This window comes from Oxalicibacterium sp., assembly GCF_035565035.1.
GTDB lineage: Bacteria > Pseudomonadota > Gammaproteobacteria > Burkholderiales > Burkholderiaceae_D > Oxalicibacterium.
Window position 1 is genome coordinate 41,204 of sequence record NZ_DATMTD010000105.1, and the last position, 22,064, is coordinate 63,267.

Genomic DNA, 22,064 nt, shown 5'->3' on the forward strand with positions numbered 1-22,064 from the left:
GAATCGGCCCCATCCTTGCAGTATCATGTACTGGTCGAATGTGCATTTGCCTGATGAGACTTATAAGAATGAGCAAGCCTTTCCCCCATCGCCTCGTACACCTTGTTCGCCTGTTTGCTACAGCCGGCCTTGCATTTTCCACGCATGCCGCTGTTGCACAGCAAGCCGTCGTGCCCGACACGATCACGCAACGCGTGATGGCCTGCACCGTCTGTCACGGCAAGGAAGGCCGCGCCGGCAGCGATGGCTACTATCCGCGCATCGCTGGCAAACCGGCCGGCTATCTGTACAACCAGCTGGTCAATTTTCGTGACGGCAAGCGCACCTATCCGGTCATGACGGCGATGCTCGACAATATGCCCGACGCCTACCTGCGCGAAATCGCCCAGTATTTCTCCGACCAACATCCGCCGTACCCGCCGCCGCAACCGTCGCAGTCGAATCCGGCCGAACTGGAACGCGGCCGCATCCTGGTGCACGAAGGCGACAAGGCAAAAGGCATTCCTGCCTGCATCGCCTGCCACGGTGCGAAACTGACCGGCACCGCACCCGCGATTCCGGGCCTGATCGGCTTGCCGCGCGATTATCTGCTGGGGCAGATCGGCGCATGGAAAATCGGTACACGTCATGCCGCGCAGCCGGATTGCATGGCGCATATCGTGCAAAAAATGAGTACTGCCGACATCAGTGCCGCCACTGCCTGGTTGTCGGAGCAGCACGTGCCGGCGGATGCATCGCCGACTCCGACGCTCACCGTCAAACTGCCGCTTGAATGCGGCAAGCTCTCGCCATGATGCAGCACACACTTCAGCGCATCCTTCTGCGCGTACTCGGCTTTTTCGTCGCGATCGTCGTCATCGCCGTTGCGTGGCTCGCCTGGGCAAACCGCTATCCCGATCTCGCCCAGCCATCGACGCCGCCAGTCGATGTCCAGCAGCAAATCGCACGCGGCGAATATCTGGCGCGCATCGGCAATTGCATGAGCTGCCATACCGCACGCGGTGGCGATGCCTACGCCGGCGGACGTGCCGTGCCGACACCGTTCGGCAATATTTATACATCCAACCTGACATCGGACAAGCAGACCGGCATCGGCGACTGGAACAGCGACGACTTCTGGCGCGCGATGCACAACGGCCGCTCGAAGGATGGCAGCCTGCTGTATCCGGCTTTTCCTTATACCAATTACACCAAAGTCACACGCGCCGATTCGGATGCGATCTTCGCTTGGCTGCAAACGCTGCCGGCAGTAGTGCAGGAAAATCGCGCGCCGGAACTGCGTTCACCGTACGACAATCGTGCCCTGTTGTATGCATGGCGTGCGCTGTACTTTCGCCCTGGCCAGTACGTCAACGACGACAAGCAATCGGTTGAATGGAACCGCGGCGCCTATCTGGCCCAAGGCCTCGGCCATTGCAGCGCCTGCCATTCGCCGCGTGATTCCCTCGGCGGAACCGATCTGAAAGCCGAACTTGGCGGCGGCATGATTCCGATTCTGAACTGGTACGCGCCACCGCTGAATGGCGACACGCAAGCCGGCCTCGGCAAATGGGAAATCGAACATCTCACTGCATTCATGAAAACCGGCGTGACACCAGAACGCTCGGCCAGCGGGCCGATGGCAGAAGTCATCGGCAGCAGCCTGCAGCATCTGACCGACACCGATGCAACAGCGATCGCCGGTTACCTGAAGTCGCTGCCGCAGCAGATTGCCCCGCCGGTTGCCGCGCCTGACATCAACGCCGACAGCAAGAAGTCGATGCTATCGGCCGGTGCCAAGCTGTACGAGGATCATTGCATCAGTTGCCATCAGGCGTCCGGAAAAGGCGTGCCGTCGATCTACCCTGCGCTTGCCGGCAATCCTTCCGTGACCTCGCCGATAGCAGCCAATGTCGTGCACATGGTGCTGCAAGGCGGTTTTGCACCCGGCACTGCGGGCAATCCGCGACCGTATGGCATGCCGCCCTTCGGCCAGTCGATGAGTGACAGCGAAGTTGCCGCCGTCATCACCTATATTCGCAACACCTGGGGCAACCAGGCGAACGCTGTTTCGCCGGTTGACGTCAATCACCTTCGGTCCAGACAGGGCCAGCAATAAGAACGTTACGGAGTAACAGGGGCATGAGCACAGAGATCAATACGAACGCGAGCACCAGCGCAGGCACGCCGCCTAAACACAAGAACAAGATGCTTGCCACGCTACTGTCGGCACTGTTTGGCGGAGTGGGCGCGCACCGTTTTTACCTGCACGGTTCACGCGATTTCTGGGGATGGAATTATGTGGTGGCATTCCTGCTGTTTGTCTGCGCATTGTTCCTGCTGCGCACACAGCAATCGCTGATTCTCATCTTCATCGCGCTTTTTCCGCTATCCATATACGCAGGATTGATCGAAGCGCTGGTCATCGGCCTGACACCGGACGACAAATGGGATGCGAAATACAATGCCAGATCGGGCAGCACCACGACGTCCAAATGGCCGATCGCCGTGATTCTGGTGCTATCGTTTGCGCTCGGTTTTACCGCACTCATCGCCGGCATCGCACGCGCGACCGACCTGTATCTGACCGGCGGCGCCTTCGGCTGATCGGGTCAACCGGATTTAAATCACGCCCAATAACTTCAAGGCCAGCGGCAGCAACACTGCTGTGAGAATGCCGGACATCCCCATCGCCAGCCCGGAAAATGCGCCCATCTCTTCGCTGACCTGAAACGCGCGCGCGGTACCCACACCGTGCGCCGTCGCACCCAATGCAAAACCGCAGGTCGCTTCATCCTTGATCTTCATCGCGCGGAAAACATACTGCGCGATGCCTGCGCCGAACACACCGGTCAGCATCACCATCACGACGGTCAACGACGGCAAGCCGCCGATTTTTTCAGTCACGCCCATCGCAATCGGAATCGTCACCGATTTCGGTGCCATCGACAGAATCGTCAATGGCGATGCACCAAGCAGCCAGGCTATCCCCATCGCGCTGACAATCGCCGCCACGCCGCCGATCAGCGAACCGGTCAGCAGCGCAAGCCAGTTGCGCTTCAGCTTGTCGAGCTGCTGATACAACGGAATTGCCAGCGCCACCGTGACCGGGCCCAGCAAAAAATGCACGAACTGTGCGCCATCGAAGTAGGTCTTGTATGGCGTACCTGTCACGTACAGCACGCTGACCAGCAGAATGACGGAAATCGCAACCGGATTGGCGAGCGGACTGCGTCCCGATTTTTCGTACACCAGCGTGGCGATTTTGTACGCAATCAGTGTTGCGGTCAGCCACAACAATGGCGAACCGGCGAGATAAACCCAGACCGTATTCAAGTGCGGCATCATTCACCTCCCTTACGTTTGAGGCGATCGACGACGAAGGCCGTGACGACAATGGACACGACGGTGCTGATAATCAGTGAGACCGAAATCGGCAGCCATTCGTCTGCAATGCGATGCAAATGCACACTGATGCCGACGCAGGCTGGCACGAACAACAGTGCCATGTTGGAAAGCAGTTGCGACGCTGTCGGTGCCAACTTCGCCGCCACGCCTTTTTTCAGGATCAGATAGAGAAGCAACAACAGCATGCCGATGACGGGCCCGGGAATCGGCAGCGACAGCACGTAGACAAGGCCTTCGCCCAGAGTCTGGAATACAAGAAGCGTGAGCAGCGTATTGAGCATGAGAAGAATCGCACGGAGTGATGAGAGAAGCGACGCCTGAACTGTGCCCGTTTCGTGAACATATCCATAGCATCACCCCGTCCATCCTATCAGTCGCGGCAAAAGAACAAGGGCAGGCAACGGATGAAATTTTTTCAGCGATCCGATGCAGGCCCTCGATCAGGTTCTCACGCAACCCCGCGCAGACATCACAGGTCGTAATCCTGATCTTCCAGCAGCATGTCTTCGAAAAATGCACCGAACTGCTTTTCCGGATGACGCAGATGGATTTCCAGAATCCAGCGCATCGCGGACGGCGTCCCTTGAAAATCGGCCAGCGAACCGGTATGAATTGCGGCATGCGGAAAATCCGATACGCGATGCCCGGGCAGATCGAAGTTCAGTTCCCATCCCATCTTCTTCGCCTGTTGTTCGGCGTAGCGATACAGCGCCTCGCCGCTCAAGCGCTCGTTCAACCAGACCTTGCGCACGTCATGGAACAAGGCTTCCGCATCCGCCGCACAACGCGCGTATTCCTCTTCATGACCGACGGTAAACGATGCGCCGCCATCGCCTTCCCATGCCTCGAAGCGCGGCGCCATGTCGATGAAGAAAATATCGTTTTCCTGCAGCACGACACCAGGATCGGACGCCTGCTTCATCGCCTTCGTCGTATTGCTGCCGAAACGCACCCGTGTCGGATGCCAGGTCAGGTTCAAGCCCGACGCAATCAGTGTGCGCTTCGCCATGTCGACTGCATCCTCTTCCAGCATGCCGGGCTTGATCAGTGCGGCAATCGTGCGAATCGCTTTTCGCGTCTGCGTTCTTGCCTGTAACATACCTTCTACCGAAAATGCGGGGCCGACCTGCTCGGAGTTGGAAACTGCAGATGTCATCATCAACTCTCCTGAACGGTGAAAAAGTGCGAAAACAACCTGTCTTCGCATTACACAAAGTATGGAGAGTCGTAGTGCCGAACCCAAGTGCGACGCGACGCGGATCACGGACAACGATGACGACAATCCTGCCATCGCCCATACTGCCCGCGTGCAAGCGTTCATCCAGCAGTTGCGCCCATCGTCCAGGCAACAGTTACAGCCGTTCATACAAAAGCAGGAGAAAACACTGATGCCAAACGTTGCGATTCTTGTTTTCCCTGGGGTGCAGGCGCTCGACGTCACCGGACCGCTCGACGTGTTCGCCGAAGCCAATTGCATTCTGCCGCCTGAAAAACAGTATCGACTCGACGTACTCGGGACCGAGCACGGACTGATTCCCTGCTCGAACGGTTTGCCGATCGCCGCGCACCGGCATTTCAGCGAAGTCGACGAAACCCATGACCTGGTGCTGGTTGCCGGCGGTCCCGCGTTGCCACAGGCACCGCGCAATGAAGCATTGCTGACATGGCTGCAACATGCCGCTGAAAAAAGCGGCCGCTACGGTTCGATCTGCAACGGTACATTCCTGCTCGGCCATGCCGGATTACTTGATGGCCGCACCGTCACCACGCACTGGAACGATGCTGCGTTGCTGGCCACCATGTTCCCGCACGCACAAGTCGATGCCGACCGCATCTTTGCGCAGGATGGTCGTCTCGTGACATCGGCCGGTGTGACGGCCGGCATCGATCTTTGCCTGTTTCTCCTTTCGCAGGACTGCGGTGCGGAAGTGTCATTGCACGTCGCACGGCGACTGGTGGTCTTCATGCAGCGCCGTGGCGGCCAGTCGCAATTCAGCCCGTACCTGACACCGTATGTCGAGGAAAGCTCTCCGGTCGCCATCGTCCAGCAATACGTACTCGACCATTTGATGGATGAGCTGACGGTCGAACATCTGGCCGCCATTGTCACCATGAGCCCGCGCAATTTTGCACGCGTGTTCGTGCGCGACGCGAAAATCACTCCTGCCGAATTCATCGAAAGCGCGCGTCTCGATGCAGCACGAGCGTTACTGGAAACGACCGACGATCCGCTGAAAAAAGTCGCCTGGCGTTGCGGCTTTCGCAATCCGGACCAGATGCGGCAAGTCTTCGTCAAACGACTCGGCATCACCGCCATGCAGTACCGCGACAATTTTGCAGGCTTCGGCAAAAGCTAAACCAGCCTGTCTGCGCTCTGTCCGCGACTTGTCTCGAACTGCACTTTCCTTCTCTTTCAGTCAGTCTGTTTTGACCAAAAACAGACATTTCAGCCATGTCCTTATTTTAACCATTCAAATAAAAAGGACGATCCTTCAACACATCCCTGACACCCCGAATGCAATGCGGGCCAGCCGAAAAATAGGCGTGGAAATCGATCGCAGGCCTGTGCAGAATCAAATCGAACCAGACAAATCGCGTGACAGGAATTCACCGAACACGCGACCAAAAGCTGGCCAATTCTGTGCAACAGAAACCGCTTTCCAGGACATGGCATCGTCCAAAAACGGACACATTGCATCTTCACGACTGAAAGGGAATTCCATGAACACGCCACTCGACGGCATCAAGATTATCGATTTCACCCACGTGCAGGCAGGTCCGGCCTGTACACAATTGCTGGCATGGTTCGGCGCCGACGTGACCAAGATCGAACGCCCGGGTTCCGGTGACGTGACGCGCTCGCAACTGCGCGACATTCCAGGCGTCGATGCGCTCTACTTCACCATGTTGAACAGCAACAAGAAATCGCTGACGCTGGACACCAAAAAGCCGGAAGGCAAGGAAGTGCTGGAAAAACTGATTCGCGAATCCGACGTGCTGGTCGAAAATTTCGCACCGGGCGCACTCGATCGCATGGGCTTCACGTGGGAACGCATTCAGGAACTGAATCCCGGCATGATCCTCGCGTCGGTCAAGGGCTTCAGCGATGGCCACCACTACGAAGATTTGAAAGTGTATGAAAACGTCGCGCAATGCGCAGGTGGTGCCGCATCGACCACCGGCTTCTGGGACGGCCCGCCCATGGTCAGCGGCGCCGCGCTCGGCGACTCCAATACCGGCATGCATCTGGCGATCGGCATCCTGACCGCATTGATGGGACGCCAGCAAACCGGCAAGGGCCAGAAGGTTTCGGTCTCGATGCAGGACGCCGTGCTCAACCTGACCCGCGTCAAGCTGCGCGACCAGCAACGTCTGGAAAAGATCGGCTATCTGGAAGAATATCCGCAATACCCGAACGGCAAATTCACCGATGTCGTGCCACGCGGCGGCAACGCCGGCGGTGGCGGTCAGCCTGGCTGGGTGCTGAAATGCAAGGGCTGGGAAGAAGATCAGAACGCCTACATCTACTTCACGATTCAGGGCCACGCATGGGAGCCGATCTGCCGCGCCATCGGCAAACCGGAATGGATCGCCGATCCGGAATACGCCACTGCGCAGGCACGCCAGGACAAGATCTTCGACATCTTTGCCTACATCGAGACATGGCTGGCCGACAAGACCAAGTTCGAAGCGGTCGACATCCTGCGCAAGTTCGACATTCCCTGCGCACCGGTGCTGACCATGAAGGAAATTGCCGAAGACAAATCGCTGCGTGAAAGCGGCTCCATCGTCGAAGTCGACCACAAGGTACGCGGCAAGTACCTGACCGTCGGCAGTCCGATCAAGTTTTCCGACCTGAAACCGGAAATCAAGGAATCGCCATTGCTCGGCGAGCATACCGACGAAGTGCTGAAACGGCTCGGCTATAACGATGAACAGATTGCCGCCCTGCACGCAGCACAAGCGGTGTAACGGAACATCTTCACAAGGATTTCCGAAATGGCAAGGAACGTTCCAGCGAATGTTCTTTCCCTCTGCGACGATACGCACATCCACGCATCGTCACAGGTAACGCAACATGCGCGGCGATCTTGCTATGATCGCCGCATACCCCAACATTCTTGATCACCGTATTCATCATGCGAAAAATAACCGTCGGCCTGCTGGTCTTTCCACGCTTTCAGATGCTCGACATCGCTGCGCCGGGTGATGCCTTCGCCGAAGTCCGCGTCCTCAGCAACGGTGAATGCGAGTATGAAATCCTGACCGTCGCCACCACGCGCGGCCCGATCCAGTCATCCAGTGGTTTGACGATCTCGCCGGACCGCACGATCTTCGATCCGTGCCCGCACTTCGACACGCTGATCGTTCCCGGCGGACTCGGCGTCTTCGATATTCTGGAAGACACGACACTGACGGACTGGCTCGCCACGCAGGGAGAAAACTGTCGCCGCATCGGCGCCATCTGCAACGGCGTGTTCGCACTGGGTGCCGCCGGCATGATCAGCGGCAAGACCGTCACCACACACTGGATGGACGCCGCACGCCTGGCGACGATGTTCCGCAAGGCGACCGTCGAACCGGATCGCATCTATGTCAAGGACGGCGCACTGTACACAACGGCCGGCGTCACTGCCGGCATCGATCTGTCGCTCGCGCTGATCGAGGAAGATTTCGGCAAGAAGATGGCGATCGACGTCGCCAAATATCTGATCGTCTACCTGCGCCGCGCCGGCGGCCAGTCGCAGTTCAGCCCGTTGCTGGAATTGCAGGTCGAAAACGATTCGCCAGTCGCCGCCGTGCAAGGCTACATCCTTGGCAATCTGGAAACCGAACACACACTGCCATCGATTGCGGAAAAGATGCAGATGAGCGCACGCCACCTGTCGCGCGTCTTCAAGCAGGAATGCGGCATGACCGTGATGAACTTCGTCAACGACGCGCGTATCGATGCTGCACGCCGCCATCTGGAATCGACCGATCTCGGCCTGACCGAGATCGCACGCCGCTGCGGCTTTGGCAACGCACCGACGTTCCGGCGGATTTTCAGCAAGCGACTGGGGATCAGTCCATTCGATTATCGGCAGCGTTTTCATTCGGACGAAGGCGCGAAAGCGGAAATGGAAGAGGAAGCTTCATAAGAAAACGCAGACCTCGAGGTCTGCGTTTTCTTATGTTTTACGATCGGCCGATGCAACCAACTACATCCGTTCGAAAATCCCCGCAGCCCCCATCCCGGTACCGACGCACATCGTCACCATGCCGTATTTCAGATTGCGGCGACGCAATGCATGCACGACGGTCGCGGAACGGATGGCGCCGGTTGCGCCCAGTGGGTGGCCGAGCGCAATTGCGCCGCCCATCGGGTTGACCTTTGCCGGATCGAGTCCGAGATCCTGAATTACTGCCAGCGATTGCGCGGCAAATGCTTCATTCAATTCGATCCAGTCCATCTGATCCTGCGTCAAACCGGCGGCACGCAATGCGGCAGGCATGGCCTCTTTCGGGCCGATGCCCATGATCTCCGGCGGTACGCCGCGCACGGCGAACGAGACGAAACGTGCCAGCGGCGTCAGGTTGAACTGCTTGAGAATTTTCTCACTGACGACAATCAACGCGCCGGCACCATCCGAAGTCTGCGAGCTGTTGCCGGCGGTAACCGAACCTTTCGGTGAAAAGACCGGGCGCAGTTTTGCCAGTGCTTCCAGACTGGTATCGGCACGCGCGCCTTCGTCCATGTTGACGATGCGTTTGGCAAGATCGATCTCACCACTAGACAAATTTGGATGGCGTTCGACGATTTCCACTTCGGTCATTTCGTTATTGAACTCACCGCTTTGCTGCGCAGCGATCGCCCTGCGATGCGACTCCAGCGAAAACTGGTCCTGCGCCTCGCGCGAAATCTTCCATTGTTCCGCAACGCGTTCGGCAGTCAGCCCCATGCCGTAGGCCATGCCGATGTTTTCATCCTTGAAGATGCCCATGTTCATCGATGGATGATGTCCCATCATCGGCACCATCGACATCGATTCCGCACCGGCGGCGATCATCACGTCCGCCTCGCCGACGCGAATGCGATCAGCCGCCATCGCCAGCGCCGTCAGGCCGGATGCGCAATACCGATTGACCGTCACGCCGCCGACCGTCTTCGGCAAGCCCGCCAGCAAGACGCTCATGCGCGCCATGTTCAAGCCCTGCTCCGCCTCCGGGAACGAACAGCCGACGATCGCGTCCTCGATCAGGTTGCGATCGAGTTCCGGAACCTGCGACAACGCCGACTGGATGGCGCGCACCAGCAGATCGTCGGGTCGCGTGTTCCGGAACATCCCGCGCGGCGCCTTGCCGATCGGGGTACGCGTTGCTGCAACGATGTAGGCGTCTTGAAGTTGTTTGCTCATCTTTCTCTCCTGAGAAGACTCATATTTAACTGACTGTCGAAGGGTTGAACAAGCGTAGCGAGCGAGTCAAGGCCGGTGTGAGAAGCACAGTCGTACGAAAGTACGGCGAGCATCGCAGCATTGAGATTGGCTTGCGCAGTAGCTTGTTCAGCCCTTTTTAGTTGCGTACGGGTTTACCGGTCTGCATCATCCCCATGATGCGCTCCTGCGTTTTTGGATGATTGAGCAATTCCATGAAAGCGCGGCGCTCGCGATCCAGCAGCCATTGTTCATCGACCAGGCTACCGTTCTCGATTTCGCCACCGCTGACCACGTCGGCAATCATCATGCCGAGCTTGTAATCGTGGGCCGAGATGAACCCGCCATCGCGCATATTGATCAGTTGCGCCCCGATCGTCGCCAGACCGTAACGTCCCGTCACCGGCACCAGCGCTTTGCGTGGTGCGCGATAACCGCTGTCGAACATCGCACGAGCCTGCACTTTCGCCACGTGCAGCAATTCGTGCGGATTGAAGACGATGACGTCATCCGGTTTCAGATAACCCATCGTCTGCGCTTCCATGGCCGAACGCGACACGGCTGCGGTCGCCGCATTCATGTAATAGTTCTTCAGGAATTGCAGGATGTCGTTGCCCTTCGCATCGTTCGCTGCGCGTACCGCCGCTTCCTTCAAACCGCCACCACCGGGAATCAGGCCGACGCCGACTTCGACCAGGCCGATATACGACTCGATCGATGCCACGCGTTTTGCGGCGTGCAGCAACAGTTCGCAACCGCCACCCAACGCAATGCCGGCAACGGCGACGACCACCGGCACGTTCGCGTATTTCAGCGATTGATGCACCTGCTGCAATCTGCTCACCATCGGCTCGATCGCCTTCACACCACCAGACATGAACAAGGGCAGCATCGACTGCAGATCGGCACCAGCCGAGAACGGCCCGCCCTCGGCAGCGTCTGCATGCCAGATCACCAACCCCTTGTAGTTTTTCTCGGCTTCGGCGACGGCCTTTTCCATGCCGTCGATCACGCCCAGGCCAATCACGTGCATCTTGGTCTTGAACGACAGAATCAGGACATCGTCGCCCTGATGCCAGACGCGTACCGAATCGTCCTCGAATACCGTGGTGCCGGCAGTGCTGCCGTTCGGCGTCTGATCGCCCAGTACCGCGGCGCGGAAAACCTGACGCTTGTAGACAGGCAGTGTCGAACGCGCCACATATTTGCCGCTTCTGGCCGACCATGAACCGTCTTCGACGTGAACGCCGTCGCGACCGTCGAATACCCATGCCGGTAACGGTGCATCGCTCAGGGCTTTGCCGGCCGCGATGTCTTCCTTCACCCACTCGGCGACCTGCTGCCAACCGGCGGCCTGCCAGGTTTCAAACGGTCCATTGTTCCAGCCGAATCCCCAGCGTATCGCGAAGTCGACATCGCGCGCATTATCGGCAATCGATTCCAGATGCACGGCGATGTAATGGAACACATCGCGAAAAATCGCCCACAGGAATTGCGCCTGCGGATTGGTCGCGTCGTGAAGTGCCTTCATCCGCCTGGCCGGATCTTTTTCCTTCAGGATTCGCCCGATCAGGTCGTCCGCCTTGCCGCCGCCCGGCACGTAATCGGCACTGGCGGCATCGATGCGCAAAATATCCTTGCCGACCTTTTTGTAGAAACCGGCACCGGCCTTGGCGCCGAGTGCACCGCCGCCAATCAGTTTCGTCAAGATGGCCGGCGTTTGATAAACCGCATAGAACGGATCGTCTTTCAACGTATCCTGCATCGTCTTGATCACGTGCGCCATCGTGTCGAGACCGACCACGTCCGCCGTACGGAACGTGCCGGATTTGGCGCGCCCGAGTTTGCTACCGGTCAGGTCGTCGACGACATCGACGGTCAAGCCGAATTTCTCCGCTTCGCGCATCGTTGCCAGCATCGCGAAAATGCCGACGCGATTGGCGATGAAGTTTGGCGTATCGAACGCACGCACGACACCCTTGCCCAATACGGTCGTCAAAAATCCTTCGAGCTGATCGAGAATGTCGGGGCGCGTTGCCGCGGTCGGGATCAATTCGACCAGATGCATGTAGCGCGGCGGATTGAAGAAATGCACGCCGCAGAATCGCTCCTTCAACGCCGCATCGAAACCTTCCGACAATGCCGTGATCGACAGTCCCGACGTATTCGATGCAAAGATCGCATCGGGTGCGATATGCGGTGCGACCTTCTTGTACAGATCGTGCTTCCAGTCCATGCGTTCGGCAATCGCTTCGATGACCAGATCGCATTCCGCCAGTTTTGCCAGATCGTCTTCGTAATTCGCTACCTCGATCAGCGCGGCATGTTCCGGATTGCCGAGCGGTGCGGGATTGAGTTTCTTCAGGTTATCGATTACGCGCAGCACGACGCCGTTCTTCGGCCCGTCCTTCGCAGGAAGATCGAACAGCACGACCGGCACCTTTGCGTTGACACATTGCGCGGCAATCTGCGCACCCATCACGCCCGCGCCCAATACGGCTACTTTCCTGACGATGAAATTTGACATGCTTGAATCCCCCAATGCGTCTCTCGATGCACTTCTCCGTGATTGATGCCAATGCATGATCGGCGTGGTACCCGATCGTTACCGACCTGTCATGATGGATCGGTACCGCTTTAGAACAGTTCCGCATCCAGCGCCATCAGACTGGCCGAACCGGCGCGTGCCTGACGGATCAGCATCGCCGTTTCCGGCAGCAGACGTGCGAAATAGAAACGTGCCGTTGCCAGCTTGGATTTATAGAATGGATCGCCATTATCCTGTTTCGACAATGCGATCTTTGCCATGCGAGCAAAGAAGTAGGCATAGATCAGATGGCCGACCACGCGCAGATACGGCACCGCGGCAGCACCGACTTCATCCGCATTCTGGAATGCCTTCATGCCGATTTCAGTCGTCAGCTTTTCGACCTTCGCTGCCAGATCGGCGAGCGGCGTGACGAATTCGGACATCGATTCATCGAGGCCGTTTTCTTCAACGTAGCCGCGAATCTTTTCACCAAGCTTGCGCAACTTCGCACCGTTGTCCTGCAGAATCTTGCGGCCCAGCAGATCCAGCGACTGGATCGTGTTGGTGCCTTCGTAGATCATGTTGATGCGCGAGTCACGCACGTACTGCTCCATGCCCCATTCGGAAATGAAGCCGTGACCGCCGTACACCTGCATCGCTTCCGAAGTGGAAATCCAGCCGTTGTCGGTCAGGAAGGCCTTGATGATCGGCGTCAGCAAGGCAACCTCGTCGGCAGCTTCATTGCGCACCGCTTCATCCGGATGATTCAGTTCGCGGTCGATCTGCAGCGCGACGTACGAGCTGAATGCGCGGCCGCCTTCGGCATAGGCTTTGGCAGTCAGCAGCATGCGTCGCACGTCCGGATGCACGATGATCGGGTCGGCCGGCTTGTCGGCTTCCTTCGGTCCGGTCAGGCTGCGCATCTGCAGACGATCCTTCGCATATACCAATGCATTCTGATAGGCGACTTCCGTCAGGCCGAGCGATTGCATGCCGACGCCGAGGCGCGCCGCATTCATCATCACGAACATCGCGTTCAAGCCCTTGTTCGGCTCGCCGATCAACCAGCCCCTGGCACCGTCGATATTCATCTGGCAGGTTGCATTGCCGTGGATACCCATTTTTTCTTCGAGCGCACCGCAGAAGATCGGATTGCGTTCTCCAGGCGTGCCGTCCGCCTTCGGCAGGAACTTCGGCACGATGAACAGCGAAATGCCGTGCGTGCCTTTCGGCGCGTCCGGCAATCGTGCCAGCACCAGATGCAGAATATTCTGCGACATGTTGTGCTCGCCGGCGGAAATGAAAATCTTGCTGCCGGTCAGCTTGTAGGAGCCGTCGTCCTGCGGTTCGGCTTTCGTACGCAACAGTCCGAGATCGGTGCCGCAATGCGCTTCGGTCAGACACATGGTGCCGGTCCATTCACCGGAAATCAGTTTCGGCAGATAGAGGGATTTTTGTTCTTCCGTGCCATGCTTGTGCAGGCATTCATAGGCACCGTGCGACAGGCCGGGATACATGGTCCACGCCTGATTGGCCGAATTGAGCATTTCGAGAAACGAGTTCTGCAACACCATCGGCAAGCCCTGGCCGCCGTATTCCGGATCGGCCGACAACGCAGGCCAGCCGGCGGCGACGTACTGGTCGTAGGCTTCCTTGAAGCCCTTTGGTGGTGTCACTTCGTGTGTGGCGGGATCAAGCTTGCAGCCTTCGCGGTCGCCGGAATGATTCAGCGGGAACAATACTTCGGAGGTGAACTTGCCGCCCTCTTCCAGTACCTGATTGATGGTATCGGCATCGATGTCGGCATATTTCGGCAGTTGCTTCAACTCATCCGAAACGTTCAGCAATTCATGCAGCACGAATCGCATGTCGCGCAGCGGTGCATTGTATTGACCCATGAAAATGTCTCCTCGCGGCTATTGATTTACCAGATGAATACTATCTCATGACGCCGGGGCCGTTGTGTCCGGCCCATGACATTATTTTGACTTGTCCAGCAGACGGCGATCGCGCTTGGTGGGACGGCCCTTGATTTCCAGCGAGGGCTCGCGGAAGAATTTGCGTCGGTCGGATTCCTGCTGGCGTTTCAGCACACTTTCTGCCGTTTCCGCATAGAGTTTCTGCGCCACTTCGGCAGAGCCGCGCTTGTCGGACAGCGCACGGACTTCGACTTCCCACTCGGTCGAACCGTTATCGATCTGCAGCGTCTCGCCGATACGTACATTGCGCGCCGGTTTGACGCGATCGCGATCGATGCGCACCTTGCCGGCATCAACTGCATCGCTCGCCTGCGAGCGCGTCTTGAAGAAACGCGCGGCCCACAGCCATTTGTCGATGCGTACGTTCTCGATCGTCATGGCCGTCCTTTCAACGCGAAATCTTTCCAGAGCCGGAAATATGCGGCGACGGCAGCACGAACATGCGCATGAAGCTGGCAATGCTGGCTGCCGCCGCAAAAGCCGCGCCCATGCCAAGCGCCAGCGTTTCGCCATGCTGGCTGGAAATGGTGAAGCAGAACGCCACCAGTGCAGCGCCGGACGCCTGACCGATCAGGCGCGAGGTCGCGACAATGCCGCTCGCGCCGCCACCGCGTTCAGGCGGGGCGCTGCTGAGGATTGCCCGTAGATTCGGCGCCTGGAAGAAACCGAAACCAATGCCGCAGACCGCCATGCGCCAGCAAATGTTGAGGACCGACGCATCCGCCGGCATGACGATCAGCAAGATCATGCCGAACGACAGCACCGCGGTACCGATGCCGGCGAGAATACCGACCGGATAACGATCGCTCATGCGACCGGCAATCGGCGCCATGATGCCGACCAATACGGCCCACGGTGTCAGCAGAAAGCCCGTCTCGACCGCAGAACGCCCCATCACCGCTTCGAAATAAAACGGCAGGGAAACGAACGCAAATCCTTGCGCTGCAAATGTGAAAACCGCCGTCAATGCAGATAATGAAAATTGCGGCAGGCGGAACAGATCGACTGGCAGCATCGGTGCCTGATGACCGGCCTGACGACGCAACAGAAGGATGAAGAAAAATAATGCTCCGGCCGCCTCCAGCGCCACGGTACCGATGCCACTCAGGTGCGCGCCTTCGCCGATGGCCAGGATCAGCAGGCCGAATGCACCGGCGTTGTAGATTGCCGTGAGCGTATCGAAGCGATGCGTCGCACGTTTGGTTTCCGGCAAGGCCTTGCGCGCAAGGAAGAAGGCTAACGTACCGAACGGCACATTGATCGCGAACAGCCACGGCCACGACCACAATGACAGGATCGTGGAAGCGACCGTCGGGCCGACCGCAAACGAGACCGCCACCACCAGCGCATTCGTGCCGAGGCCGCGCCCCAGCATGCGTGACGGATAGATCGAACGCAGCAGCGCCGTATTGATGCCCATGACGGCAGCCGCGCCGACGCCCTGAAAAAATCGCGCAGTCACCAGCGAGGGCAGCGACCATGCAAACGCACACGCCAGCGATGCAACAGTGAACAGGAACAGGCCGAAGATGAAGATGCGACGGAAACTGAGAATTTCGCCCAGCGCCGCAAAAGGCAACAGCGTCGCCACCATGGCGAGCTGATAGATGTTGACGATCCACACCGAATCCGCCGGCGTCGCATGCAGTTGTGCCGCCATGGCCGGCAGCGCCGTATTGGCAATTGCCGTATCGAGCGATGACATGGAAACGCCCATCGCCACCGACAGAATGGCCCAGTTACGCTCTTTGGGCGGCAGGCCATCCCTGTCGATCAGTGTGTCGGGATTCACATTGGCAGTCTGCTGGACCATTTACGCACTCGCTATTACATCGAAACAATGCGGCGCCGCCGGACATTTTCCTGCCCGACGGCGCCGCTGACGTTCTGTAGTGTAAATCGATTTGCAAACCCGCGCCGAAGGGGTGCCGTTCCGCTATTCGGCGGATTTCCCCCACGTGATCAAACGCAGTGCATTCTTGTAAATCCAGTAGGCGACCTGATAGAAGAATTTTTTGTACTGCGGAATGCCCGCAAAATCCGCCAGCGTTACCTCCACTCCATCGGCGACGCCGCGCTGGATGTGTTCGCGCAATGTCTGCACGAATGCGGGATCGACGACAACCACGTTCGCCTCCTGATTCACGAACAGGCTGAAGCCGTCGTAATTGCTGGACCCGATCGTTGACCAGCGATCATCGACGACCGCGACCTTGCCGTGCAATTGCGTCTGACGGTATTCGACAATGCGCACGCCGGCCTCCAGCAGTTTCGGGTAAAAGGAGCGCGCAATCACGTCCTGAAAGCGATACTGGCCGACACCCAGCAGCAATGTCACATCAACGCCACGTCGCGCCGCCTGAGACAGGCCGCGTCGCATTTTTCGTCCCGGTGCGAAATACGGATTGGCCAGCAGCGCGGAATGTCGCGCACCGCCCAGCGCCTTCAGATAGGCGCTCTGTATGGTGCGACGATTGCGCAGGTTGTCGCGCACCACCAGCCCTGCGACCATCGGCTTGCTGGTGTCGTCAACGCGTCGGCTGCTACTGCGCTGCTCCTTGAATGTTGTCCAGCGCGTACGCAAGCTCAGATGCCCCATGCGCGCCCAGTGCACGGCCATTTCCCAGTGAATTCGCGCTACCAGCGGACCCATGATGCGCACGCCGAAATCCCAACGCGGTGCCGGCAAGGTGATGCGCGGATCATCGTCGTCATGCAGGTCGTCGACGATATTCAACCCGCCGAGAAATGCCACTTGCCGGTCGACCACGCACAGCTTGCGATGCATGCGTGCGATGCCGCGCTTGAACCAGGGATTGAAGCTGCGATACACGATGCCTGCCGCCCTGCATTCGCGTTCGAGAATGGCGGATTGTGCCCGGCCGGTGCCGACCCAGTCGGTTACCAGATAGACCGCGACGCCGCGCTCCACAGCACGCACCATGGCGGATTTGATCAACTCGGCCGTATTGTCAGCGGCGAAGATGTAGGTTTCCAGATAGATTTCGATTCTCGCCGAATCGAATGCCGCGATCAGCGCCGGGAAATAATCCGCGCCGCAATGCAACAGTTGAATTTCGTTCTGACCGATGAAATTGACCGAACGCATAGAATTATTTTGGCGATTGAACGATCCGCATCGCGCGGTTGGAAGCGGCTGCCTGCCGGCCGATGGAATATCCGGTTATTTCAGTTTCAGCGATGCCACGATCGGCGCATGATCCGACAGCTTGGCCCAGATAGCGCCATGCAGGACTTCTGCAGATTCTACTTTGAAACCGCGCACATAAATTCGGTCCAGTTGCAGGAACGGCATGGCGGCGGGAAAAGTACGCGCCGGCTGGGCCCGGGTTCCGCGTCCGCTTAACTGCCGCAGATAGGTGCCGAAACCGCGGCGCGACAAATTCTCGTCAAACACTTCCACCACGCCAAGCTGTTCGCGCAATTCTTCGCTGAGCTTGTTTCCCCAGTCATTGAAATCGCCGGCGATGATGATCGGCGCATCCTTCCCGGCCGTGCTGGCCACGGCATCGATCAGTGCGTCGTTCTGCCGCTTGCGACTGCCGGCAAACAATCCCAGATGCACGACATAACAATGCACCTCCGCCTCCGGTGCCTGCACGACGCAATGCAGGATGCCGCGCGATTCGTATTTGTGATCGGAAATATTACGATTGTTCGACGACAGGATCGGAAAGCAGCTCAACAACGCATTGCCGTGATGGCCGTGATCGTATACCGCGTTCATGCCGTATGCGCACTGATGCGAATCGCCGGCCAGAAAGTCCTGCTGCGACAACTCCGGCCAGTCGGTCGCATGCTTGAGCGCATGCAAGTCATGTCTGCCCTGCACTTCCTGCAGAAACAGAATGTCCGACTGCATCCCGCTGATCGCCTGCTTCAATGCATGGATGCGCGGACGGGCGCCAAAAGACGAAACGCCCTTGTGTATGTTGTATGTCGTGATTCTTAGTTTCATGCAGTCTGAAAATCCCGAAATTGAGCCGCTAAAGGATGGAGCCGTCATGCAAGCTGCAATCGAGCAATATCACACCTTGTCGCCATACCTGCCAGATCGGCACCTAAGATGATCGCATTACTCTTTTACTTCATCGGTTCGATGGCTAACGCATACATTCCGGAAACCCGACCGACCGGCACCATAACGCGCCGGCAACTGCAGGATCGCCTCGGCATTGGAGGCCGAAAAACATTTATCAGCCGCCTCACGCCACGGCAACCAAAGATACTGCAGATGCTCCCTCGGTGACAGCGTTACCGGAATATCGCGCGGGACCTGCAGGCCGAACACATGCTCGGTGTTATGCCTGACGCCCGGTGCGTAGCGATAGCCCCACACCGGATAGATTTCATAAACATTGGAAAGTTGCCAGTCCTGCAGATGTTCGATGGAAACGCATGCCGATGGTGCAGGTTCTGTCCCTGAATCCGGCAGCGACGGCATGATCGTGATGCCGGTTTCTTCTGCCACTTCGCGCACGGCAGTGTCGAGCCACGGTTCATCCACCGCGTCCTTCGAACCGGTTACCGACTGCCAGAATTCCGGCCTGTCCGCACGCTCGATCATCAACACCTCGAGATCGCTGGTATGAATAACGACCAATACCGATTGCGGAATCTTGTAAGGCTTGGCAGTCATTGCAATGAATTCTTCGAGTCAATGGGAAACACGGGACGAAAAAAAAGCGCGGAACTCCGCGCCTTCATTATGCCGCAACTGGCGATCCTGCCTTGAAGGTCACGCCTTCACTGCAGGTTCGACGTTGCGCAGGCGGATATGCAGTTCGCGCAATTGCTTTTCGTCGACCTCCGAAGGCGCCTGCGTGAGCAAACATTGCGCACGTTGCGTTTTCGGGAAGGCAATGACGTCGCGAATCGATTCTGCACCCGTCATCATCGTGACGATACGATCGAGGCCGAATGCCAGTCCGCCATGCGGTGGCGCACCGTATTGCAATGCGTCGAGCAGGAAGCCGAACTTCAATTGCGCTTCTTCGGCACCGATCTTCAATGCACGGAACACCTTGCTCTGCACTTCCGCACGGTGGATACGGACCGAACCGCCGCCCAGTTCCCAGCCATTCAGAACCATGTCGTATGCTTTGGCGATGCATTTTCCCGGATCGGTTTCCATCAGGTCTTCGTGACCGTCTTTCGGCGCGGTGAACGGATGGTGCGTCGCCGACCAGCGCTGGTTTTCTTCGTCGAATTCGAACATCGGGAAATCGATGACCCACAGCGGACGCCAGACGTCGTCGAACAAGCCGTTCTTCTTGCCGAAATCGCTGTGACCGACTTTCACACGCAATGCGCCGATTGCATCGTTGACGATCTTTGCCTTGTCGGCACCGAAGAAAATCAGGTCGCCGTCTTCTGCGCCGGTTGCTTCGATGATCTTTGCCAGTGCTTCGTCGTGGATGTTCTTGACGATCGGCGATTGCAGGCCGTCACGGCCTTTCGCTTTCTCGTTGACCTTGATGTACGCCAGACCTTTGGCGCCATAGATCGCGACAAACTGCGTGTACGCATCGATCTCGGAACGCGGCATCGCGCCGCCGCCCGGAACGCGCAGGCCGACCACGCGACCGCCTTCCATGTTGGCAGCACCGGAGAACACCTTGAATTCGACATCCTTCATGATGTCGGTCAGATCGGTGAATGCCAGTTTGACGCGCATGTCGGGCTTGTCGGAACCGTACAGGCCCATCGCAGTGGCGTAATCCATCACGGGGAACGGATTCGGCAGATCGACGTTGAGGCAGTTCTTGAAGACCAGACGGATCATGCCTTCGAACAGGTCGCGGATTTCCTGTTCGTTCATGAATGAGGTTTCGCAGTCGATCTGCGTAAATTCAGGTTGACGATCGGCGCGCAAGTCTTCGTCGCGGAAGCACTTGGTGATTTGATAGTAACGGTCGAAGTTGGCCACCATCAGCAGTTGCTTGAACAATTGCGGCGATTGCGGCAGCGCGAAGAAGTGACCGGCGTTGACACGTGACGGCACAAGATAATCGCGTGCGCCTTCCGGCGTGGATTTGGTCAGCATCGGGGTTTCGATATCGATGAAACCCTGCGCATCGAGGAACTTGCGCACTTCCATCGTGACTTTGTAACGAAGGCGCAGGTTGTTCTGCATTTGCGGACGACGCAGATCCAAAACGCGATGCGTCAGGCGCGTCGTTTCCGACAGATTGTCATCGTCGAGCTGGAACGGTGGCGTCACCGACGGGTTCAATACTTCCAGTTCCTGCGCCAGCACTTCGATCTTGCCGGAAGTCAGGTTGCTGTTGGTGGTGCCTTCCGGGCGGTTGCGAACCAGACCGGTGATGCGCAGGCAGAATTCATTGCGAACCGATTCGGCCTTCTTGAAGACGTCGGCGCGATCGGGATCGCACACGACCTGCACCAGACCTTCGCGATCGCGCAGATCGATGAAGATGACGCCACCATGGTCGCGACGACGATGGACCCAGCCGCACAGGCTGACGGTTTCGCCAAGGAGAGCTTCAGAGGTGAGACCGCAGTAATGAGTTCGCATTGACATATTCAGATTCCAGTTTCAGGTTCTTTTATTCGTTCAGTCGCAGAAAGCATGCGACCGGTTTTTTCAGTGCTGCGGATCCGAGGAAATCTTGTTCGGATCGATCAGATTGGATTTCTCGAAATGTTCCGGCGTCACGACGCCCATCGAGACGATGTACTTCAGCGCTTCATCGACGCTCATGTCGAGCTCGATGGTGTCCGCACGCGGCACCATCAGGAAGAATCCCGATGTCGGATTCGGCGTCGTCGGCACATACACGCTGACGTAATCGCCCGTCAGATGATTGCGCACATCGCCGCCCGGCACGCCGGTCATGAAGGCAATCGTCCACGAACCCTGACGCGGGTACTGCACCAGCAGCGCCTTGCGAAACGCATTGCCGGACGAGGAGAACAGCGTATCGGATACCTGCTTGACGCTCGAATAGATCGTGTTGAATACCGGAATGCGGCGCAGCACCGCTTCCCATACCAGCACCACGCGCTTGCCGATGAAGTTGCGCGTCGCCAGACCCGTCAGAAAAATAATGACCAGCGTCAGAATCGTGCCGAGACCGGGAATCGCAAAGCCGAACACGGCCTCCGGACGCCATTGCGCCGGCAGCAGCAACAGCGACTGGTCCATCGTGCTGACAATAAGATTCAGCACCCACAGCGTAATGGCCAGCGGAACCAGGATCAGCAAACCGGTGACGAAATATTTGCGCATGATTGTCTATCTAAAAAATTGCACCGGAACGTTCCGGTGCATGCAGAGATCAGTCGGCCTTCTTGTCCGCCGCGACCGGAGCTGGGGCCGCCGCGGACGGCGCTGTCTCTGTGGCAGGTTTGGCCGTATCTCCAGCCGATGTGCCGGCAACTGCCGGCGCCGTCGTGCCGCCCTGACCGCCACGGAAATCGGTGACGTACCAGCCGGTGCCCTTGAGCTGAAAACCTGCTGCCGTCAGCTGCTTCTTGAAGGCCGGCTTGCCGCATGCCGGGCACTCCGTCAGCAACGGATCGGATATTTTCTGCAATACATCCTTGGCAAAACCACAGTCATCACAACGGTACGCGTAAATCGGCATGAAACAGTTCCCGCAAAATCGTCCAAAACCCTGAATTATAAGACTTTCTGGACAATTTACGTAGCGCGAGGCGCACTTGGGGCTGGCGTACGACGGTTACGGAACGATGCGTCGGTAAACT

Annotated in this window: 20 protein-coding genes; 6 read left to right on the forward strand and 14 right to left on the reverse strand. The window is 58.0% G+C overall.

From position 1 onward, the window contains the following. Positions 1-68: 68 nt before the first annotated feature. From VN114_RS10575 to VN114_RS10585, 3 genes are read left to right on the forward strand one after another with little or no spacing between them, the layout of a single operon-like run. The gene (locus VN114_RS10575) at positions 69-794 is read left to right on the forward strand and encodes a cytochrome c4 (RefSeq protein ID WP_325514641.1); all 726 of its coding nucleotides are present in this window, start codon (positions 69-71) and stop codon (positions 792-794) included. Next, positions 794-2,098 (forward strand): c-type cytochrome, encoded by a 1,305-nt coding sequence (locus VN114_RS10580; protein WP_414694217.1) that lies wholly within the window; start codon positions 794-796, stop codon positions 2,096-2,098. Before VN114_RS10575 ends, VN114_RS10580 begins: the two co-directional genes overlap by 1 nt. A 23-nt stretch (positions 2,099-2,121) precedes the next feature. Continuing rightward, positions 2,122-2,586 (forward strand): NINE protein, encoded by a 465-nt coding sequence (locus VN114_RS10585; RefSeq protein ID WP_325514645.1) that lies wholly within the window; start codon positions 2,122-2,124, stop codon positions 2,584-2,586. A gap of 15 nt (positions 2,587-2,601) precedes the next feature. Here the strand turns inward: VN114_RS10585 and VN114_RS10590 are convergent, their stop codons facing one another. The 3 genes from VN114_RS10590 to VN114_RS10600 form a co-directional block, all read right to left on the reverse strand. Further along, positions 2,602-3,327, reverse strand: coding sequence for an LrgB family protein (locus VN114_RS10590; protein WP_325514647.1), 726 nt, complete (start codon positions 3,325-3,327; stop codon positions 2,602-2,604). Continuing rightward, complete coding sequence (locus VN114_RS10595) at positions 3,324-3,668, reverse strand: CidA/LrgA family protein (RefSeq protein WP_325514648.1); 345 nt, start codon at positions 3,666-3,668, stop codon at positions 3,324-3,326. The genes VN114_RS10590 and VN114_RS10595 overlap by 4 nt, the downstream gene beginning before the upstream one ends. A 188-nt stretch (positions 3,669-3,856) precedes the next feature. Continuing rightward, positions 3,857-4,546: a M24 family metallopeptidase gene (locus VN114_RS10600; protein ID WP_325514650.1), complete on the reverse strand. Its 690-nt coding sequence runs from the start codon at positions 4,544-4,546 to the stop codon at positions 3,857-3,859. Between the two features lie 229 nt (positions 4,547-4,775). Here VN114_RS10600 and VN114_RS10605 point away from each other — a divergent pair, with 229 nt between their 5' ends. From VN114_RS10605 to VN114_RS10615, 3 genes are all read left to right on the forward strand, one after another. After that, the gene (locus VN114_RS10605; protein WP_325514652.1) at positions 4,776-5,744 is read left to right on the forward strand and encodes a GlxA family transcriptional regulator; all 969 of its coding nucleotides are present in this window, start codon (positions 4,776-4,778) and stop codon (positions 5,742-5,744) included. Positions 5,745-6,108: 364 nt separating this feature from the next. Further along, positions 6,109-7,359 (forward strand): formyl-CoA transferase, encoded by a 1,251-nt coding sequence (gene frc / locus VN114_RS10610; protein WP_325514654.1) that lies wholly within the window; start codon positions 6,109-6,111, stop codon positions 7,357-7,359. Between the two features lie 167 nt (positions 7,360-7,526). Next, the gene (locus tag VN114_RS10615; protein ID WP_325514656.1) at positions 7,527-8,528 is read left to right on the forward strand and encodes a GlxA family transcriptional regulator; all 1,002 of its coding nucleotides are present in this window, start codon (positions 7,527-7,529) and stop codon (positions 8,526-8,528) included. Positions 8,529-8,588: 60 nt separating this feature from the next. Here VN114_RS10615 and VN114_RS10620 read toward each other — a convergent pair whose 3' ends face one another. The 11 genes from VN114_RS10620 to VN114_RS10670 form a co-directional block, all read right to left on the reverse strand. Further along, a complete protein-coding gene (locus VN114_RS10620) occupies positions 8,589-9,785 on the reverse strand; it encodes an acetyl-CoA C-acyltransferase (RefSeq protein ID WP_325514658.1) in 1,197 nt (398 codons plus the stop codon). Positions 9,786-9,942: 157 nt separating this feature from the next. Continuing rightward, positions 9,943-12,330 carry a 3-hydroxyacyl-CoA dehydrogenase/enoyl-CoA hydratase family protein gene (locus tag VN114_RS10625; protein WP_325514660.1) on the reverse strand — a complete coding sequence of 796 codons (2,388 nt, stop codon included), beginning with the start codon at positions 12,328-12,330 and terminating at the stop codon, positions 9,943-9,945. Positions 12,331-12,440: 110 nt separating this feature from the next. Then, on the reverse strand, positions 12,441-14,231 hold the full coding sequence (locus VN114_RS10630) for an acyl-CoA dehydrogenase C-terminal domain-containing protein (protein ID WP_325514662.1): 1,791 nt from the start codon (positions 14,229-14,231) through the stop codon (positions 12,441-12,443). Between the two features lie 81 nt (positions 14,232-14,312). Further along, positions 14,313-14,690 (reverse strand): RNA-binding S4 domain-containing protein, encoded by a 378-nt coding sequence (locus tag VN114_RS10635; RefSeq protein ID WP_325514664.1) that lies wholly within the window; start codon positions 14,688-14,690, stop codon positions 14,313-14,315. A gap of 10 nt (positions 14,691-14,700) precedes the next feature. Next, positions 14,701-16,125, reverse strand: coding sequence for an MFS transporter (locus VN114_RS10640; RefSeq protein WP_325514666.1), 1,425 nt, complete (start codon positions 16,123-16,125; stop codon positions 14,701-14,703). A gap of 123 nt (positions 16,126-16,248) precedes the next feature. Continuing rightward, positions 16,249-17,421, reverse strand: coding sequence for a phospholipase D-like domain-containing protein (locus VN114_RS10645; protein ID WP_325514668.1), 1,173 nt, complete (start codon positions 17,419-17,421; stop codon positions 16,249-16,251). A 75-nt stretch (positions 17,422-17,496) separates the two neighbouring features. Next, positions 17,497-18,291, reverse strand: a complete 795-nt coding sequence (locus tag VN114_RS10650) for an endonuclease/exonuclease/phosphatase family protein (RefSeq protein WP_325514670.1) — start codon at positions 18,289-18,291, stop codon at positions 17,497-17,499. A 117-nt stretch (positions 18,292-18,408) separates the two neighbouring features. After that, positions 18,409-18,972: a dihydroneopterin triphosphate diphosphatase gene (nudB, locus tag VN114_RS10655; protein ID WP_325514672.1), complete on the reverse strand. Its 564-nt coding sequence runs from the start codon at positions 18,970-18,972 to the stop codon at positions 18,409-18,411. A 99-nt stretch (positions 18,973-19,071) separates the two neighbouring features. Continuing rightward, a complete protein-coding gene (aspS, locus tag VN114_RS10660) occupies positions 19,072-20,877 on the reverse strand; it encodes an aspartate--tRNA ligase (RefSeq protein ID WP_325514674.1) in 1,806 nt (601 codons plus the stop codon). 63 nt (positions 20,878-20,940) lie between these two features. After that, positions 20,941-21,585 (reverse strand): DUF502 domain-containing protein, encoded by a 645-nt coding sequence (locus tag VN114_RS10665; RefSeq protein ID WP_325514676.1) that lies wholly within the window; start codon positions 21,583-21,585, stop codon positions 20,941-20,943. A 49-nt stretch (positions 21,586-21,634) separates the two neighbouring features. Further along, the gene (locus tag VN114_RS10670) at positions 21,635-21,943 is read right to left on the reverse strand and encodes an FmdB family zinc ribbon protein (protein ID WP_325514678.1); all 309 of its coding nucleotides are present in this window, start codon (positions 21,941-21,943) and stop codon (positions 21,635-21,637) included. Positions 21,944-22,064: the final 121 nt, after the last annotated feature.

Coding starts and splice junctions, on each gene's coding strand:
- VN114_RS10670 (WP_325514678.1), bottom strand. CDS start 21,943: ATGCCGATTTACGCGTACCGTTGTGATGACTGTGGTTTTGCCAAGGAT.
- VN114_RS10630 (WP_325514662.1), bottom strand. CDS start 14,231: ATGGGTCAATACAATGCACCGCTGCGCGACATGCGATTCGTGCTGCAT.
- VN114_RS10590 (WP_325514647.1), bottom strand. CDS start 3,327: ATGATGCCGCACTTGAATACGGTCTGGGTTTATCTCGCCGGTTCGCCA.
- VN114_RS10650 (WP_325514670.1), bottom strand. CDS start 18,291: ATGAAACTAAGAATCACGACATACAACATACACAAGGGCGTTTCGTCT.
- VN114_RS10585 (WP_325514645.1), top strand. CDS start 2,122: ATGAGCACAGAGATCAATACGAACGCGAGCACCAGCGCAGGCACGCCG.
- VN114_RS10645 (WP_325514668.1), bottom strand. CDS start 17,421: ATGCGTTCGGTCAATTTCATCGGTCAGAACGAAATTCAACTGTTGCAT.
- VN114_RS10575 (WP_325514641.1), top strand. CDS start 69: ATGAGCAAGCCTTTCCCCCATCGCCTCGTACACCTTGTTCGCCTGTTT.
- VN114_RS10605 (WP_325514652.1), top strand. CDS start 4,776: ATGCCAAACGTTGCGATTCTTGTTTTCCCTGGGGTGCAGGCGCTCGAC.
- VN114_RS10640 (WP_325514666.1), bottom strand. CDS start 16,125: ATGGTCCAGCAGACTGCCAATGTGAATCCCGACACACTGATCGACAGG.
- VN114_RS10595 (WP_325514648.1), bottom strand. CDS start 3,668: ATGCTCAATACGCTGCTCACGCTTCTTGTATTCCAGACTCTGGGCGAA.
- VN114_RS10600 (WP_325514650.1), bottom strand. CDS start 4,546: ATGATGACATCTGCAGTTTCCAACTCCGAGCAGGTCGGCCCCGCATTT.
- VN114_RS10620 (WP_325514658.1), bottom strand. CDS start 9,785: ATGAGCAAACAACTTCAAGACGCCTACATCGTTGCAGCAACGCGTACC.
- frc (WP_325514654.1), top strand. CDS start 6,109: ATGAACACGCCACTCGACGGCATCAAGATTATCGATTTCACCCACGTG.
- VN114_RS10625 (WP_325514660.1), bottom strand. CDS start 12,330: ATGTCAAATTTCATCGTCAGGAAAGTAGCCGTATTGGGCGCGGGCGTG.
- VN114_RS10615 (WP_325514656.1), top strand. CDS start 7,527: ATGCGAAAAATAACCGTCGGCCTGCTGGTCTTTCCACGCTTTCAGATG.
- aspS (WP_325514674.1), bottom strand. CDS start 20,877: ATGTCAATGCGAACTCATTACTGCGGTCTCACCTCTGAAGCTCTCCTT.
- VN114_RS10635 (WP_325514664.1), bottom strand. CDS start 14,690: ATGACGATCGAGAACGTACGCATCGACAAATGGCTGTGGGCCGCGCGT.
- VN114_RS10580 (WP_414694217.1), top strand. CDS start 794: ATGCAGCACACACTTCAGCGCATCCTTCTGCGCGTACTCGGCTTTTTC.
- VN114_RS10665 (WP_325514676.1), bottom strand. CDS start 21,585: ATGCGCAAATATTTCGTCACCGGTTTGCTGATCCTGGTTCCGCTGGCC.
- nudB (WP_325514672.1), bottom strand. CDS start 18,972: ATGACTGCCAAGCCTTACAAGATTCCGCAATCGGTATTGGTCGTTATT.